General features: G+C 61.6%; 18 protein-coding genes. 8 read left to right on the forward strand and 10 right to left on the reverse strand.

What is annotated here, in order from left to right:
* The first annotated feature begins 88 nt into the window (after positions 1–88).
* Together Q1A34_RS06225 and Q1A34_RS06230 are read left to right on the forward strand one after the other, a co-directional pair.
* A complete protein-coding gene (locus tag Q1A34_RS06225; protein ID WP_300032088.1) occupies positions 89–1,372 on the forward strand; it encodes an alpha/beta fold hydrolase in 1,284 nt (427 codons plus the stop codon).
* Positions 1,373–1,563: 191 nt separating this feature from the next.
* Positions 1,564–1,842, forward strand: coding sequence for a hypothetical protein (locus Q1A34_RS06230; protein WP_300032090.1), 279 nt, complete (start codon positions 1,564–1,566; stop codon positions 1,840–1,842).
* Between the two features lie 169 nt (positions 1,843–2,011).
* On the opposite strand, the gene Q1A34_RS06235 is transcribed toward Q1A34_RS06230, so the two are convergent.
* Positions 2,012–2,620 carry a carboxymuconolactone decarboxylase family protein gene (locus tag Q1A34_RS06235; protein ID WP_300032092.1) on the reverse strand — a complete coding sequence of 203 codons (609 nt, stop codon included), beginning with the start codon at positions 2,618–2,620 and terminating at the stop codon, positions 2,012–2,014.
* Positions 2,621–2,783: 163 nt separating this feature from the next.
* On the reverse strand, positions 2,784–3,542 hold the full coding sequence (locus tag Q1A34_RS06240) for a VPLPA-CTERM sorting domain-containing protein (protein ID WP_300032094.1): 759 nt from the start codon (positions 3,540–3,542) through the stop codon (positions 2,784–2,786).
* 469 nt (positions 3,543–4,011) lie between these two features.
* On the opposite strand from Q1A34_RS06240, the gene parE reads away from it, so the two are divergent.
* The gene (gene parE / locus Q1A34_RS06245; RefSeq protein WP_300032096.1) at positions 4,012–5,970 is read left to right on the forward strand and encodes a DNA topoisomerase IV subunit B; all 1,959 of its coding nucleotides are present in this window, start codon (positions 4,012–4,014) and stop codon (positions 5,968–5,970) included.
* Positions 5,971–6,165: 195 nt separating this feature from the next.
* On the forward strand, positions 6,166–6,939 hold the full coding sequence (locus tag Q1A34_RS06250) for a hypothetical protein (protein ID WP_300032099.1): 774 nt from the start codon (positions 6,166–6,168) through the stop codon (positions 6,937–6,939).
* A 276-nt stretch (positions 6,940–7,215) separates the two neighbouring features.
* Here the strand turns inward: Q1A34_RS06250 and Q1A34_RS06255 are convergent, their stop codons facing one another.
* Positions 7,216–7,539 (reverse strand): hypothetical protein, encoded by a 324-nt coding sequence (locus Q1A34_RS06255; protein WP_300032100.1) that lies wholly within the window; start codon positions 7,537–7,539, stop codon positions 7,216–7,218.
* Positions 7,540–7,916: 377 nt separating this feature from the next.
* On the reverse strand, positions 7,917–8,315 hold the full coding sequence (locus Q1A34_RS06260; RefSeq protein ID WP_300032102.1) for a cytochrome c: 399 nt from the start codon (positions 8,313–8,315) through the stop codon (positions 7,917–7,919).
* A gap of 148 nt (positions 8,316–8,463) precedes the next feature.
* On the opposite strand from Q1A34_RS06260, the gene Q1A34_RS06265 reads away from it, so the two are divergent.
* A complete protein-coding gene (locus tag Q1A34_RS06265; RefSeq protein ID WP_300032104.1) occupies positions 8,464–9,144 on the forward strand; it encodes a hypothetical protein in 681 nt (226 codons plus the stop codon).
* Here Q1A34_RS06265 and Q1A34_RS06270 read toward each other — a convergent pair whose 3' ends face one another.
* Complete coding sequence (locus Q1A34_RS06270) at positions 9,145–9,534, reverse strand: c-type cytochrome (RefSeq protein WP_300032106.1); 390 nt, start codon at positions 9,532–9,534, stop codon at positions 9,145–9,147. It abuts the gene before it with no gap.
* Between the two features lie 99 nt (positions 9,535–9,633).
* On the opposite strand from Q1A34_RS06270, the gene Q1A34_RS06275 reads away from it, so the two are divergent.
* Complete coding sequence (locus Q1A34_RS06275) at positions 9,634–10,068, forward strand: DMT family transporter (protein WP_300032108.1); 435 nt, start codon at positions 9,634–9,636, stop codon at positions 10,066–10,068.
* On the opposite strand, the gene Q1A34_RS06280 is transcribed toward Q1A34_RS06275, so the two are convergent.
* The 5 genes from Q1A34_RS06280 to proS form a co-directional block, all read right to left on the reverse strand.
* Positions 10,052–11,047: an Ldh family oxidoreductase gene (locus tag Q1A34_RS06280; RefSeq protein WP_300032110.1), complete on the reverse strand. Its 996-nt coding sequence runs from the start codon at positions 11,045–11,047 to the stop codon at positions 10,052–10,054. The genes Q1A34_RS06275 and Q1A34_RS06280 overlap by 17 nt on opposite strands.
* A gap of 62 nt (positions 11,048–11,109) precedes the next feature.
* Positions 11,110–11,802: an ABC transporter ATP-binding protein gene (locus Q1A34_RS06285; protein ID WP_300032112.1), complete on the reverse strand. Its 693-nt coding sequence runs from the start codon at positions 11,800–11,802 to the stop codon at positions 11,110–11,112.
* Complete coding sequence (locus tag Q1A34_RS06290) at positions 11,795–13,081, reverse strand: lipoprotein-releasing ABC transporter permease subunit (protein WP_300032114.1); 1,287 nt, start codon at positions 13,079–13,081, stop codon at positions 11,795–11,797. The genes Q1A34_RS06285 and Q1A34_RS06290 overlap by 8 nt, the downstream gene beginning before the upstream one ends.
* A gap of 54 nt (positions 13,082–13,135) precedes the next feature.
* Positions 13,136–13,636, reverse strand: coding sequence for a DUF2937 family protein (locus Q1A34_RS06295; RefSeq protein WP_300032116.1), 501 nt, complete (start codon positions 13,634–13,636; stop codon positions 13,136–13,138).
* Between the two features lie 125 nt (positions 13,637–13,761).
* A complete protein-coding gene (gene proS, locus Q1A34_RS06300) occupies positions 13,762–15,099 on the reverse strand; it encodes a proline--tRNA ligase (RefSeq protein ID WP_300032118.1) in 1,338 nt (445 codons plus the stop codon).
* A gap of 163 nt (positions 15,100–15,262) precedes the next feature.
* On the opposite strand from proS, the gene Q1A34_RS06305 reads away from it, so the two are divergent.
* Entirely contained in the window at positions 15,263–16,330 is a 1,068-nt protein-coding gene (locus Q1A34_RS06305) for an AI-2E family transporter (protein ID WP_300032367.1), read from the forward strand.
* Between the two features lies 1 nt (position 16,331).
* Positions 16,332–17,012, forward strand: a complete 681-nt coding sequence (locus tag Q1A34_RS06310) for a DnaA/Hda family protein (protein ID WP_300032120.1) — start codon at positions 16,332–16,334, stop codon at positions 17,010–17,012.
* The last annotated feature ends 40 nt before the right edge of the window (positions 17,013–17,052 follow it).

Here is a 17,052-nt window from a genome sequence, read left to right on the forward strand (position 1 = left end):
GCGGGATATTTTCTTGATCTGCCGTCAGAACCTGTCAATCTATGGTAGAAACCACGTGCTGTATTTTTGCACAAACAAGGACTTAGCCATGAGCCGATACCGCTTTCTTGCCGCACTTGCCGTGCTGGCGTCCGGCACCGCTCAGGCCAATCCCATCGATCAGGTCCGTCCCGATGCGCCCGAACTGGCGCAGTTTGGGACCCTGCCCATCGGCGTCAGGACACTGGAGTTCACGAACCCCGACCAGATTGATGTGCTCTCTGTCACGGATGATGCGGTGCCGCGCTATGACCGTGCCCTGACGGTCGAGGTCTGGTACCCTGCAGCCGAGGGCACCGTGCCGGGCGGAACATACGATACCGTCCTGCGCGACGGGCAGACACCGGTGACCCTGACGGGCCGTGCTGCGCGTGATGCGGAACCGGCAACAGATGGCTCCTATCCGCTGATCGTCATCAGCCACGGCTATCCCGGCAACCGTTTTCTGATGTCCCATCTGGGCGAGAACCTGGCCTCCAAGGGCTACGTCACCCTGGCCATCGATCACCGCGACAGCACTTATTCCGACCAGGCCGCCTTTGGCTCTACCTTGCTGTACCGCCCGCTGGATCAGCGCTTTGTGATCGACCAGATGGAAGCGCTGGAAAGTGCACTGGGGGCGATCACCGACACCTCTGCCGTGGGGGTTATCGGCTATTCCATGGGGGGATACGGCGCGCTTGTCTTTGGCGGCGCGGGCGTGACAGAGGCCTCGACGGAATACAGCTGGGGCACCCCGAACGGTCTGCTGTCGCAGCATCTGTCGGGTTCGGAAAGCCATGCCGCGCTGATGGATGACCGGGTCAAGGCCCTTATTGCCATCGGCCCCTGGGGGCGTAACGCCGGGTTCTGGGACGCCAACACATTGGCCGGGCTGAGCAAACCCACGCTGATCATGGCGGGCGGGTCGGATGACGTCTCAGTCTATGGCGCCATCCGCTCGATCTTTGAGGAGGCACGCGGCACCGACCGGCATCTGCTGACCTTCAACCACGCCAATCACAACGCCGCCGCGCCTATGCCTGCACCCGCCGAAAGCTGGGAGCCTGTGGAAACGCTCGATTTTGTGCCCTTTGAACATTACGCCGATCCGGTCTGGGACACGGTGCGGATGAACAATATCGCACAGCATTTCGCGACAGCCTTTTTTGATCTGCACCTGCGCGGCGACGTCTCCAGACGGCCCTATTTTGATCTGATCCCCGAGGCGGACGCCGGTGTGCTGGCGCTGGACGAAGAAGCGCTGCCAACGGACGATCACACCTACTGGACCGGCTTCCCCCCGCGCACCGCGCGCGGACTGCGGTTTGAGACGCTGACCGAGGGCAACTGAAGCCACTCCCGGGCCTCCGGCGCGGCAGCACCTGCGCGCCCGCGATCTGCCGTGAAACCCCACGCCTGCAGCCCTTCCCGCCATGCGGGAGACACCGCCCCGCTCTGGACAATCCCGCCGGATTGGACCACGGTCTCTGGCACGATAATGCCGGGCCGGACGCTGCCTGAGCCAATCCCGGGACGGGTATTTTGAGAGACACGGTAACCAGACGGCGGGTGAACCCCTTTGAGCTTCTTGAGGAAGCTCTGGAGGAAGGTTGGCAGACCGTAGACACCATCCCCCGCGCGGGCCAGGGCGATTTTCTGGTGCTCACCCTGACGGGCCTTGTCGCCCGTGCCCGCACCCGCAGTGACAGCCCGCGCATCCGCCGCGCCGATGGCTGGGGCCCGGAACGCACCACCGTTGTGGCCAGCGGCAGCGGCAATTACCTCGGTGCCATCGCCTGGCGCTGGCCTGACCAGGACTGACCCTGAAGCCCCCGGTTTAACCTGAGACATCCAACCGTCGTGCAAATGCGCCGATCCGGGGGGGGCGCAGTCGCGCCGCCCCGTGGGGGCGGAACGGCGCGGCGCAACAGTGCCTGTTGCGAGGGTGTTTTGATCTGCGCGGTGTATTTCAGGTTTAAGGCCGGGGGCTTTAGCGGTGGGCCCAGTCCTCCGGATCATCCGAATTTCCCGGGCTCAGCCCGATAATGTCCCCCTCGGTGGAACAGCCCAGCCCCAGAACCGTGCGGTTGGCATAGGCGAAATAGCTGACCACCTGGTTGATCTCCAGGATCTGCCCGTCATCCCAGCCTGAAGCCGCCAGCGCCCGCACATCTGCCTGCCGTAAACCGCCCGGAGTTTCCGTCAGCTTGCGCGCATAGCGCATCGCGGCCTTTTCCCCGGCCGTCAGCGGCATCGCCTCTTCCACGCCCAGCCGGATGGCCGTCTGCAGGGCATCCGCACGCGCGTCATCCGCCAGCAGCCGTTTCATGCCGGCAAAGTGGTGCTTTTCGCAATATTCACACCGGTTCACATGCGACACCCAGACGCCCAGCGCTTCCAGAAACCACTTCGGCACCGTATTGCCCGAATGATGCAGCACATATTTGTAGAGCGCCATGTGCCCTTCCATCGTATGCGGACGCAGCGAATGGGCCATCATGATGTTGTCCACATTGTTCCCGGGACCGGCGATGCGCGTGTAAAGCTGTTTCAGCCGTCCTGTCGCCGCTTCAAAAGGGACGGTTGTGATCCATGTCATGGGATGGTTCTCCTGCGGTTTTCGGGCAGCCTACTGCTCCTTGAACTGCCAGGAAACGGGATTTGCGCACAAACAGACGAATACCCCGGGAATGCGGCCGGAACGAAAAAGGCCCGCCGAAACCGGCGGGCCCTTCTATCTGGTCCTTGCGAAACCTGTCAGATCATGCGGCTTTTTTACGCGCACGCATGACACCCAGGCCGCCGAATGCAGCAATCAGCATCCAGCCTGCCGCTGGCAGCGGAACCGCGGTCAGGTTCAGGTTAAAGTCGCCATGACGGCCTGCGCCTGTATCACCGGTGCTGCGGACAGCCGGTCCGGCATAGTCGCTGGTTGTTGTGGCAACCCATGTGAACCAACCGGCACCACCATAGCCCTGGTTTTTGTCGTTTGCGCTTTCACCCAGCTGGAACGGAATGTCCTTGGGTGCCAGCGGATAGCTGGTCAGCGTCAGTGTCAGACCGTCCAGCAGCGTGCCGGCAACACCTGTCAGCGTGGCTGACGTCATGTCATAAAACGACCATGTGTCCTTGATCGCCTGCTTTTCCGCAGCGCTCAGAGAAGAATCCAGGCCACCGTTCTTGGTGCCACCACCACCGGGCTGATCCGGGTCAAGGCGGTTAAATTCAACGGCCACGTCAAGCTGCAGCATGCTGTCTTTGTTGTTGATGATACGACCGTCGAGCGTTGCCGAGGCCTTGTCATCGCGTGTCACAAAGCTGCCCGCGCCGCCTTCGAACTGCCAGTAGGCGTCCACGCCACCGATCAGGCCAGGCAGCCAGACAGTGTGGTCATTGCCGCCCGTTGTTACGCTTGTTGCGGCAAAACCGTCCGCCGTTGCCGCGTCTGCGTCTGTCGCAAACAGGGACATTGCCGAGACCGCAACCGCGACCGCACCGGCTTTAAAGATATTCATATTCATAGGAAGTGTCCTCACCCGTTCTCACTGAAGGTGCGCACGGGTCACTACGGATACCCCTCCCGACACACCATTACTTTACAAGCGTAATTCCGCTGACCTCTGTCTCGCCCATCGCATCGTGAAAAACCATATAAAAATGTCATAAAATCCATATTTCTGCCTTATTCTGCACTTTCTAAGGGAAAATCTTAAATAACGGGAAACAATGCCTTGCCCACACGGGGTATTTCACGCTGCGCGGGAACCCGCCTGTTCCGAATTTTGCCTTGATCAGGGCGATTCGGCTCTGATGCTCCGGGCTGCGGCGCAAAGGGCACGGCCCGTTGCGCAGCCGGTCCCGCCCGGTGACAATGCGCCCGGCGGCCCCGCAAAAACGCAGGCACAAAGGCACAGGCGGGCGCGCTGGCCCTTCCCCCGCCCCGGCCCCTCTGCCATACTCTGCGCAACCACAAAAAAGAGGCCCGAGCTTATGCCCAACGATCTGCTGTCAGGAACAGAGGCGACGGACTATGACGCCTCCTCCATCGAGGTTCTCGAGGGGCTGGAGCCCGTGCGCAAACGCCCCGGCATGTATATCGGCGGCACGGACGAGCGCGCGCTGCACCACCTGGTGGCCGAGGTGCTCGACAACTCCATGGACGAGGCCGTCGCGGGCCACGCCAACCGCATCGAGGTCGAGCTGCACGAGGACTACGCCGTCACCATCCGCGACAACGGCCGCGGCATCCCGATCGACCCGCACCCCAAATTCCCCGACAAATCCGCTTTGGAAGTGATCCTCTGCACGCTGCACGCAGGCGGCAAATTCTCGGGCAAGGCCTATGAAACCTCCGGCGGTCTGCACGGCGTCGGCGCCTCCGTGGTCAATGCGCTGTCCGACAGCATGGTCGTCCAGGTCGCCCGCAACAAAGAGCTCTACGAGCAGCGGTTTTCGCGCGGCCTCCCGCTCGGGCCGGTGGAAAAAGTGGGCGCAGCCCCCAACCGCCGGGGCACCACCGTGACCTTCCACGCCGATGAGCAGATCTTCGGCTCGCACCGCTTCAAACCTGCGCGGCTTTTTAACTCCATCCGCTCCAAGGCCTATCTCTTTTCCGGCGTCGAAATCCGCTGGAAATCCGCGATTGCCGACGGCGACACCCCGACCGAGGCCACGTTTCACTTTCCCGGGGGCCTGTCGGATTACCTGCGCGAAACGCTCGGGCCTGCCACCACCTACGCCGATCAGCCCTTTGCCGGAACTGTTGATTTCAAAGAGAAATTCGGCGAGGCAGGCAAGGTAGAATGGGCGATCAACTGGACGCCCAGCCGCGACGGTTACCTGCAGTCTTACTGTAACACCGTGCCCACGCCCGAGGGCGGCACCCATGTGGCCGGTTTCTGGGCCGCGATCCTCAAGGGCATTAAGGCCTACGGCGAACTGGCGGGCAACAAAAAGGCCGCCCAGATCACCCGCGACGATCTGATGTCGGGCGGCTGCGCGCTGGTCTCCTGCTTTATCGCCGACCCCGCCTTCGTCGGTCAGACCAAGGACCGCCTGTCGACGGAATCAGCCGCGAAAATGACCGAAGGGGCCGTGCGCGACCACTTCGACAACTGGCTGGCCAATGACACCAAATCCGCGGGCGCCATCCTCGATTTTCTGGTCCTGCGCGCCGAAGAACGCCTGCGCCGCCGCCAGGAAAAGGAAACGGCCCGCAAATCGGCCACCAAGAAACTGCGCCTGCCCGGCAAGCTGACCGACTGCACCTCCAAATCCCGCGAGGGCACGGAGCTTTTCATCGTCGAGGGCGACAGTGCGGGCGGCTCCGGCAAGGGCGCGCGCGACCGTAAAACCCAGGCCCTGCTGCCGCTCAAAGGCAAGATTTTGAATGTGCTGGGCGCGGCCTCGTCGAAACTGGGCTCAAACGCCGAAATCTCCGACCTCTGCGAGGCGCTCGGCTGTGGCATGGGCACCAAATTCAACCTGGATGATCTGCGCTATGACAAGATCATCATCATGACCGACGCCGATGTGGACGGTGCACATATCGCCGCGCTGCTCATGACGTTTTTCTTTACCCAGATGCGCCCGCTAATCGACGCGGGCCACCTCTATCTGGCCTGCCCGCCGCTCTTTCGCCTGACGCAGGGCGCGCGCCGTGTCTATTGCCTCGATGAGGCCGAAAAGGACGCCTGGCTGGAAAAAGGTCTGGGCGGCAAGGGCAAAATCGACGTCTCCCGCTTCAAGGGTCTGGGGGAAATGGACGCCAAGGACCTCAAGGAAACCACGATGGACCCGACGACCCGCAAGCTGATCCGTGTGTCGATTGACGAAGACCTGCCCGGCGAGACCGGCGATCTGGTCGAACGCCTGATGGGGAAAAAGCCAGAGCTGCGCTATCAGTACATCCAGGAAAATGCGAAGTTTGTGGAGGAGCTGGATGTTTAGCCGGGCGCCGTTCTTGACAGTCGGTCCCAACATCTGAGCACGCGCCGGACCGAGGGGTGGCGCAAACGCGCCGCCCCATGGGGGCGGGTCGGCGCGGCCTGACAGTGCCTGTCAGGCGGGAGGTTTGGGGTTGGTCGATGAAATAGGGGGAATGATTGGGAAGATTGTTGTGAAGATTGTTGTGGAGTTAGATGTTTGAGTAACACGCCGCTGATCCTCGACCAAATGTCGCGCGAGTTTGTCAAATGTGGTGATCTTCTCGTTCGCTTCAGCGAATTGGAAGATGTTTTGAGCAGATACGCTTCACCCCTGCTTTTCTATGACTACGACCTTCGCGATGAATTGGGTGATTACGCCCTGTCTTTTGGCGGTTCCTGTGCGCACATAGACTACCGAACAAGGCGTTTTGTCGTCGCAACTACCCACCAGATAGACGGACGTTCGCCCGGTGACGTCGGACTCTATGACCCAGACGCGGCCAGCATCTGCACTTGCTCTGAGCACAAGTCGTACGAGTTCGACCAGATGCAAGGGACGCTCGAAACAAAAGATATTGAAATCTTTGGATTTTCGGGTGCGACGCGATCTGGAAGACTCACTCAACATGTTTGGTTCAAAGTGTCTCCGGCGTATGGCGACTTCTCAGTGGACGAGATTTGCAGCGTCATCATTGTCGGATACCCGGCATCAATTCAGAGTTGGGACGTTGACGCCGCGCACGTCAAATTGAGACCATTTTCTTTGGTTGCAAATTTCGCGGGTAAGGGTGACTCGGACTATCTAAAAGCTACGGTAGACGAAGACTTAGATGTAGATCCAAATGGGCTTAGTGGAGCTCCAGTCTTTTTTATCCTGTGCAAGCACGAGCAATTCAGAGTTGAATTAGCAGGGATCGTTGCAACAGCCGGAAAGAGGATTGTTCAATTCATTCCATTCACTTTCGCAATGCCATTGCTTAACCTCAAATGAATCGCCCGAGGCCCCGCCTTGGGCAGCGCCCGACCCTCCCCCCGGGAGGGCGCACTGCGTTTGCCCTGATGCTGCCGCATCGCTCCGGCCTCAATCGTTCCACTGGAACGATTGCAAGACGGCCTCCGCCCCAGGCTCGGGCGCTGCCCTGTCCAGCCGTTGTACATTGGGCCGCACTCGTCCGGGGCTCTGCCCGTTCAGCCCCCAACACCTGCTGAAGACGACACCCACAGCATACGCCACACCGCCAAAAGCAGAGCCCGCCCGAAAGCCGCCTCAGCCGCAGCGCTTCTGGGTCGACAGATCCACCAGAACCGACTGCCGTTCGTTCGCGGCCTCCAGCGCCTTGTTGGCGTTCGACATGTTGCCGATCACCGCAGGCCAGAACAGGATGCCCGCCGCCACGTTCTCACCGGAAAAGGTGCGCCCTTTCTCGGCCTCGGCGCGGATTTTGTCGAGGTCGGACAACTGCTCCCTGATTTGCCCGCATGTCAGATCCTGATCGGTCACGGATTTTGACGCGACAACTTCGGGCGACACACAGGCCGACAGCCCAAACGCCGCCGCAAAACAGATCACCACACCGGATTTACCAGTCATAACTCATTACTCCACATAAATTTTTTGGCGAAAATGCCTTTAGGAGCGGTGCTAGAGCAGCCCCGGCAGAAGCACAACACAAACCGGCATTTTTATTAAAAACAGTTAACGTCCGACACCGCCCGGCTCGGTTGCCGGCAGGTTTTGACACCGCGCGATGGCTTCACACGCACTGCAATACGTATCACCACGCGGTTAAAAAACACCGCCAAAGCCCGCAGAACCGACGCGCGCACCGACAAAATACCGACGTTATACCGACGTGATACTGACGTGCCCAACCCGCTGAAAACCAACAAAAGACGCTCAGTTCTGTGACGGGGCCCCGGACCGGGACCGCCCCGTTGCGCGTACGCTCCGGTCACAGATCGCCAGGGCTACTCCTGCAGCGCGCGCAGATATTCCAGCAGGTCCGCCACCGGCTGCGAGGTCAGTACCGGCTGGCCCGTCTCCACCTTGAGGATCACATCCGTGCCCTCAAAAAATGCGCCGTAAACCGGCATGGGCGAGCCGTGACTGACCAGCGGGTCGCGCCCGTCGATGCGCATCACCACACGCTCTGCCGGAAACACACCGCCATGGCGCGCCGCGAGACCCGTCAGGTCCGGCGGCTGCAGCACCAGCGCGGGGGCCATCGGCCCATTGCCGCGCGCCTCAGCCCCGTGGCAGGTCGCACAGTGGCGCGCATAGATCTCTGCGCCGATCACCGGCTCCTGCGCTGCGACCGCCCCGCAAAGCAGGAGAGCGCCGCAGATAAATGAAGTAAATCCCTTCATAATCAGCTCCTTATGGATATGGTGTCAGTCTGGCACAACCGCTGTGCCGCCGCCTTGATCCGGATCAATCCGGACAGGCTTCCGGGAAAATGCACGACAGCGGCACAGGCCGCTTGATCGCGAGCGACTGTTTCGGCACAGATGGATCATGCGTTGTTTTGTGATTGCCTGTCTGATCGTTCTGACCGCCTGCGGCCGCCCGCTGACCGAGACGGAGACCGCCTTTGCCCGCACGATCCACGGCGATGCGCTGGACACCGACCGCGTCCGCCTGGTGCATGGCGCGCCCACCCGCGCGGTGACCTTCCGGCGCGTGCCGCGGCCCCGCACCACCTGCCGCGAGCGGCTCCTGCCGCCCCCGACCGAGGCCGTCGTCACGTCGAAACCCGCGGCCGTTGCCTTTTACAACCGCATCTTTTTCGACCGTGACTGGTATCTGGATGACTATCTGCCCGACTATCCCGACCGGCTGGGCCTCGTCGCCGCGATGCTGCTGGCCCACGAACTGACCCATGTCTGGCAGTGGCAGAACAGACGCGAGACCGGCTATACCCCTCTGCGCGCTGCCTTTGAACATGATGGCGCGCGCGACCCCTATCTCTTTGATCTGGAAAACAAAACCAGCTTTGGCGATTTTGGTTTTGAGCAACAGGGCGCGATTGTCGAGGAGTTTGTCTGTTGCCGCACTCTGGATCCCGGCGCGCCCCGCACCGCACGTCTGCATGCCCTGATCGCCGGTGCGATGCCTGTGGCGCCGCTTCAGCAGTCCCGCGTCACGGCTGTGGGTCTGCCCTGGGACGGTGTTGAAATCGAAGGTATCTGCAGCTGATCAGGGGCGCTGCACCGTTTTCAGCCAGGCCACAATCGCCGCCTGCGGACGGGGCGCGCGGCTGACGCCCGGGACGCGGAGCCGCCGCGTGTCGTCAAGCGCTGTCAGCGGAGTCATCCGCCGCCCGGTCTGTGTGCCCGTGGCATAGCTGTCGAGCAGCATCACAACATCTTCGGCCGGGAACGCTCCACCCGCGTTGCGCGCCAGCACCGTCAGATCCGCGGGCGTTTTGCTAAGCCCGCGCACGCCTGCACCGCCGCCGCCGCGCGCATCGCCGCCATGGCAGAGCGCACAATTGGCGGCATAAAGCGCTGCACCCTGACGCTCAAGGGTACGATCACCGGGACCGCAGGCAGCCAGCATAAGGCTCAGCGCAGCGGACAATGCCACCGGAATGCCCCTCAGGGGCCGGTTCGTCTGAAATCGGTCTTGCTGCATCCCGGGCAGGAGGCCATGCTGAGATTAAAGTCAGGTTAAAAGGAACCCGCCATGGCCCAATTTGCGATCATCATGACACTGGCGGGGATCGGAATTCCGATGCTGGCCGCACTGAATGCCGCACTGGGCCAGCGCATCGGCTCACCCGCAGCGGCGGGGGCGGTGCTTTTCACGGTGGCCCTTGTCTCCTGCGCGCTCGTGACCCTCGCAACGGGCCCCCAGGCGCTGTCCAAAGTCGCCCAGGCCCCGAAACACCTGCTGCTCGCAGGCGTCCTGATTGCTTTCTATGTGCTCAGCATTACCTGGATTGCGCCGGTTTTCGGCGTTGGAAACGCTGTGTTTTTCGTGCTTCTGGGCCAGTTGATCAGCGCCGCCGCCATCGACCACTTTGGCCTTTTCGGCGCGCGTATCTCCCCGCTGGGTCCGACGCGGGCACTCGGCATTGCCCTGATGGCAGCGGGGGTTTTCGTTACTCAGAAGGTTTAGGGCCCCGGGCAAGGTCCCGGATCTGATCCCAAACCTTGTCGACCACATCAACCCGGGTCAGACCCTTGCGATGCTGACCCGGCATTCTCGCACCCTCATCGGCGCTGACGGCATCGGCCAGGACTGACAGGCGGGCACCGAAGTCAGGCGAGGTCTCCGGATCCATCAGGATGTAGAACTGACCCAGATCGTGTGGTGATCCGTCCCGCGCCTTGAGCGGTTTGACGTTACGCGACAGAACCGAGCCCGTCATGCCCGCGGCAAGGATCTCTGCCATGAGGCCGAAACCCCAGCCTTTGTAGCCGCCGACAGACACCAGCGAGCCCTGCAGCGCCTCCTCCGGGTCTGTTGTCGGTTCGCCCCGGGCATTGAGCGCCCAGCCTTCGGGAATGGATTTCCCTGTTGCCTTCGCCATAGTGATCTTCCCCAGGGCGACAGTTGTTGTCGACTGGTCAAAATGCATTGCCAGACCGCCCTCTCCGTCCGGGACGGAAAAGGCAATCGGGTTCGTTCCGATCACACGGGAACGCCCCCCGGGCGGGGCCACAATCGGAGAGGCATTGGTAAAACCGATCCCGATCATGCCGGCCCGAGCGATCTGCCCGGTGAAAAAACCAAGCGATGTGCAGGTGTGTGCATGTCCGACGGCCAGTGTCGCGGTGCCAAACTGACGCGCGGCGTCCAGCGCCGGCACGATACCGTGGGAAAAAGCAGGCTGCGCAAATCCAAAACCGGCATCCACATGAATGGTCGCCGGACGCGGCGTCGTGACAACCGGCACAGCCTTGCCCCGCACCCTGCCGCTCTGCAGTTGCTCGCAATAGCTTTCCACATAATAAAGCCCGCAGATGCGGTTCCCATGGGCCTCGGCCTCGGCCACGGCCCGTGCCACCTCGGAGGCGACAAAGGGCTCAGCCCCATGGCTGCGCAGCGCCTCGGCGGTAACGGATTCAATTGTCGCAACATCGACTACAGGCATAATTCACTCCCTTTCCCGGGGCGCAGGTTGATCGTAAGGGGTGCTTGCGTCAAGTATCCGGATCACCCGGAGGCCATTGGGACAAGATGCCCGTTTTCCAGCCTGATCTGCCGGTCCATGCGGGCGGCAAGCTCCAGGTTATGCGTGGCAATCACGGCCGCGAGACCCGTGCTGCGCACCAGAATCATCAGCGCTTCGAACACCTGGTCAGAGGTGGCCGGGTCCAGGTTTCCCGTCGGCTCATCCGCGAGTAAAAGCGCGGGCTCGTTGGCCAGAGCGCGGCAAAAGGCGACCCTCTGCTGTTCGCCCCCCGACAAAGCTGCAGGCCGGTGAGCAGCCCGCCCGGAGATTCCAACAGTTTCCAGCAAGGACATGGCCCGCGCCTCCGCGTCGGCGCGCGGCGTCGCATTGGCGAGCTGTGGCAGAACGATGTTTTCCAGCGCCGTGAATTCCGGCAACAGGTGGTGAAACTGGTAGATAAACCCGACATCCGCGCGCCGGACAGCCGTACGGCCCGCATCGCCCAGGCCCGTCATGGTCGCGCCACCAATCCGTACGGTCCCGCTGTCTGCTGTGTCGAGCAGGCCGGCAATGTGCAGCAACGTCGATTTCCCCGCACCCGAAGGGGCCACGAGGGCCACGACCTCTCCCGCCGCAACGGACAGATCGACGGCGCGCAGAACGGTGACTTCATTCGGTTTGCCGCTGTTGTAGGAGCGCGCAATCCCCTCAAGCTCCAGCACCGGATCACTCATAGCGCAGCGCCTCGACCGGGTTCATCCGCGCAGCTCTGCGCGCCGGGAAAATCGTCACCACAAAAGAGAGCCCCAGAGACAATACAACCGCAGACAACACATCGCTCAGGTGAAGCTCGGCGGGCAGCGCATAGATGCCGCGGATCGACGGATCCCAGACGCCGCCGCCCATCAGGACATTCACGAACGAAAAAATCGGATCAATCCAGATGGCAAAGAGTGACCCCAGGATGACCCCCATCAGCGTGCCCAGCACACCGGTAGAGGCACCGCAGATAAAGAATATGCGCAGAACCGAGCCCTCTGTCAGGCCCATGGTCCGCAGGATGCCGATGTCGCGTCCCTTATTTTTAACCAGCATAATCAGCCCCGAGACGATGTTCATCGCCGCAATCAGCACAAGGATCGACAGGATGATGAACATCACATTGTCCTCGACCTCCAGCGCGCGCAGAAAACCGCCCGAGGCATCGCGCCACGTCCAGACCTGAGCGCGCACACCGGCGGCCTCAAGAAGCGCGGGGGAATAGGTGTCGATCGCCTCGGCATCTTCAACCATCACTTCAATTTCGTCTGCCAGACCTTCTCGATTAAAGAAAATCTGCGCTTCGGCGAAGGGCAGATAGGCGCGCACCCTGTCAATATCGTAGCGCCCTGCCGAAAAGACATAGACCACGTCATAGGCATTGATCCGCGGCGATGTTCCAAAGGCGGTTTTGACCCCGTCAGGGGAAATCAGGCGGATACGGTCTCCGACACTGACGCCCAGTTGCCGGGCCAGACCGGACCCCAGCGCGATGCCGCTTTCAAAATCAGCCAGGCTGCCCACGGCAACCGCCGGATCTGCAATCCCCGGCAATGTGTTGAGGTTTTCAGCACTGATCCCGTACAGATCGATGCCCGCGTTACTGCCCTGTCCCGCTCCCATCACCTGCGCCCGGATCAAAGGCGCGGCCCGTGTCACGCCCGGCACAGCACGCAGCCGATCCGCCAAGGCTTCGTAATCGCTGATGGTTCTGTCGATCCTGCCTGCGGACGTCACCTCGCCCAGAGAATAAACGGTCGCATGGGCGTTGGCCCCGAGGATCGTACCGACGAACTCGGCACGAAAACCGGAGCGCACCGCCAGCGTCGCGATCAGGGCAAAAACGGCGAGCGTGATACCGATCAGGCTGATCCAGGTCATGGTGCTGACCCCGCCCTCGGCACGGCGCGCGCGCAGGTAACGCCAGGCGATCATCCATTCAAAGGCGGCAAAAGGGGCAGTGGTGCGTGCCATAGAGTGTCCTGCAGGGCGTGTTGTCGCGCAACGTGGGGCTTTGACCCGGCAGGGTCAAGCAGAGGTTTGCACCGGACGCCGCGACCATCCTGGCAACAGCATCAGCGCAAGGCGCAAGCCCGCCCAGCTGGCAAGAAACCCCGCCAGGGCAAAGAGCGCCGTCGCAGGCGTCAGCGGCAGGGACGGCCGGAAAGCAGACCAGGCTCCGCGCGCCACATCGGCATCCGTCAGACGGGCGGCGTGATAGGCGCGCATGAAGGGGCCGTGACCGCTGAGCACGACAAGATCCGCGCTCAGCGCCGCGTGTCGCTCAAAAGTGCGCTGCATGTCCGCGCGCCTGGCGTCAAGGAATGCAGAGCCGGTCATCTGAGCCAGTGCGGCATCCCGCGTCAGCCCCAGAGCCGCAGCGGAGGCGTCAAAATCGGCCACGACCTGATCCAGCGCGTCAACCGCGCCACCGAGCCGCTGCAAATACTGCTGTGAAAACGCGGGAAACTGGGCCGCCCCCAGTGCACCGCTGAGGCTGACCGCGAAAATGGCTGCGCGAAGGATCATATCCTGCTCCTGCTCTCCCCCAGGAGGCATCGGCGGTATCCTACCAGATACCGCTGGCTGCGCAAAGCATCAGATGCAGCTACGGCACGAACGGCGGCCAAAATCCCGGCATCCCCGCCAGACGTTCAGTGCCCGCTGTAAATGGCCGCGATCTTTTTCACGGCATCTTCCGGCGGCAGTTCTTCGCTTTCACCGGTGCGTCGGCTGGTCAGCTCGACCACACCGTTTTTCAGACCGCGCGGACCCACCGTGATCCGCCAGGGCAGGCCGATCAGGTCCATGGTCGCAAATTTGCCGCCTGCCCGTTCATCCCGGTCATCATAAAGCGGGTCGAGCCCGAGCGCCCGGAGCGCGGCATAAAGCGCGTCACAGGCACCGTCCGCCTCCGCATCACCTTGCCTGAGGTTGACGATACCGCAATGGAAGGGCGTCACACCTTCGGGCCAGATAATGCCCTTGTCGTCATGGCTGGCCTCGATGATTGCGCCCAGCAGACGGCTGACACCGATGCCGTGGCTGCCCATGTGCACAGGCGTCGGCTTTCCATCAGGGCCCTGAACCGTCGCGCCCATCGCCTCGGAGTATTTGGTACCGAAGTAGAAAATCTGACCAACCTCGATGCCGCGCGCCGTGCGGCGACGCTCTTCGGGGATAGCATTGAACAGGGCCTCGTCGTGGGTTTCATCGGTGCGCGCATAGAGGTTGGTGAACTCCTGCATGATCGACTGGCACTGATCCACATCGTCAAAATTGATTTCGCGGTCGCCAAAGGTCAGATCGGTCACCGCGCTGTCATAGAAAACCTCCGACTCGCCCGTTTCCGCCAGGACAAGGAATTCATGCGTATCATCCCCGCCGATGGGGCCACTGTCGGCGCGCATCGGAATGGCCTGCAGACCCATCCGCTCGTAGGTGCGCAGGTAGCTTACCAGATGGCGGTTATAGGCATGCAGCGCATCCTCTTTGGTCAGGTCGAAATTGTACCCGTCCTTCATGTAAAATTCGCGGCCCCGCATAACACCGAAACGCGGGCGCATCTCGTCGCGGAATTTCCACTGGATATGATAGAGCGTCAGCGGCAGATCTTTGTAGCTGCCAACGTGCGCGCGGAAGATGTCGGTGATCATCTCCTCATTCGTGGGGCCATAGAGCATATCCCGCTCCTGCCGGTCGCGGATGCGCAGCATCTCGGGGCCGTAGGCGTCGTACCGTCCGCTTTCGCGCCACAGATCCGCAGGTTGCAGCGTGGGCATCAGCATCGGAATGTGCCCTGCGCGCTGCTGTTCCTCGTGAACGATATTCTCGATCCTGCGCAGAACCCGAAAGCCCAGTGGGAGCCACGAATAAATCCCTGCAGAGCTTTGTTTGATCATACCAGCACGCAGCATCAGCCGGTGACTGACGATCTGTGCCTCGGCGGGGTTTTCGCGCAGCACGGGCAGGAAGTAGCGGGTCAGGCGCATTTCGGAGGATCCTCTGATCTTAAAACTCCGCTCCTGACTATGCCAATCCGCCCGGCCCCGCAATCGGACATTCCCTGCCCGTGCTCAGGCTTTTTCGACGCTGGCCCTTGAAAGACAGCGCTGGTTGCGCAATGTGAAACAGATCATCAACCCGGAGACGAACATGGCCCTGCCTGCACGCGATCAGGTAATCTACTGGAGTGTTGCCAGCGCAGTGTTTCTCATTGTGCTGTGGTTTCTGGGGCATGTCCTGTTGCCGTTTGTACTGGGTGGCGCAATTGCCTACTTCCTCGATCCGGTGGCTGACCGGCTGGAACGGATGGGGTTGAGCCGGGTAGCGGCCACCGCCCTGATCACCGTTATCGGGGTACTGGCATTTGTCGTGATGGCGCTGCTGATTATCCCAACCCTGGTGAGCCAGGCGCTGCAGCTGTTTGAAGTCGCGCCGGAGTTTGCCAGAACCTTTACCGCCTGGCTGACAGAACGGTTCCCTACGCTGCTTGATGACGGATCAACGCTGCGGCAATCCATCAACAGCCTTGGTGCCACGATTGAAAGCAGGGGCGCACAGCTTCTGGAAACTGCGCTCACATCAGCTGCATCATTGCTGAATGTTGTGGTCCTGATTGTAGTGGTTCCGGTTGTATCTGTGTACCTGCTCCTTGACTGGGACCGTATGGTTGCGCGCATCGATCAGCTGCTGCCCCGCGATCATGCGCCTGTGATCCGACGTCTGGCATCCGACATTGATCAGACCCTCGCCGCATTTATCCGCGGCATGGGCACAGTCTGTCTTGTGCTTGGGACGTATTACGCTGTGGCGCTGATGCTTGTCGGTCTGCAGTTTGGCCTTGTCGTGGGCTTTGTCGCCGGACTTGTGACCTTTATTCCCTACCTCGGCGCGCTGATCGGTGGCGCACTGGCCATCGGGCTGGCGCTCTTCCAGTTCTGGGGTGACTGGGTCAGCATCGGCATGGTGGCCGGAATATTTGTGATCGGGCAGGTGATCGAGGGCAATGTACTGACCCCCAAGCTCGTGGGCAGCTCTGTGGGTCTGCACCCTGTCTGGCTCATCTTTGCACTTTCCGTCTTTGGTGCGCTGTTTGGTTTTGTCGGCATGCTGGTGGCAGTCCCCGTGGCGGCCTCAATGGGTGTTATCACCCGGTTCGGCGTCGAACAGTATCAGAATTCATTGCTCTATCGCGGCAGATCCGGACAGGACGACACCTGAAATGGCCGAACAGCTCGGATTTGACCTGCCCGGTGTGCCCGCACTGGGGCGCGCGGACTTTCTCGTGGCGCCCTCCAATGCGGTCGCGATTGCCATGATCGAGGGCTGGCGCGACTGGACGGGCCGAAAGCTTTTGCTTTCAGGCCCTGAAGGCGCGGGCAAAACCCACCTTACACAGGTCTGGGCGGGACTGTCCGGCGCGCGGGTCATCAGCGCGGCAGACCTGGAAAGCGCACCGGTGCCCGAGCTGGCCCGCGGTCATGTGGCCGTGGAGGACGTGCACAGCATCACCGGGAAATCTGATGCCCAGACCGCGCTCTTTCACCTGCACAACCTTGTTCTGGCAGAAGGTAACAGCCTGCTTCTGACAGGCCAGGGCGCACCTGCGCACTGGGGTATCGATCTGCCTGATCTGGCAAGCCGCCTGACCGGCACGCCAACGGCCCAGCTTGATGCGCCCGATGATGCGCTGCTGGCCGCTGTTCTGGCAAAACTCTTTGCAGACAGGCAGCTGACACCCAGGCCTGAGCTGATCACATACCTTTTGCGCCGCATTGACCGGTCATTTGCCAGCGCGCGCGACATCGTTGCTGCCCTCGATGCCGCGTCGCTCGCTCAAAAGCGCGGCGTCTCGCGCAGCCTCGCCGCCACGATACTGGACAAAGGTGGTCCCTCGGGCTGAAATCTGTCACTGTGCCGTTACATTTCGCACCCACAAGGCC

Origin of the sequence: uncultured Roseobacter sp., from assembly GCF_947491795.1 — a bacterium.
Classification (GTDB): Bacteria; Pseudomonadota; Alphaproteobacteria; order Rhodobacterales; family Rhodobacteraceae; genus Roseobacter.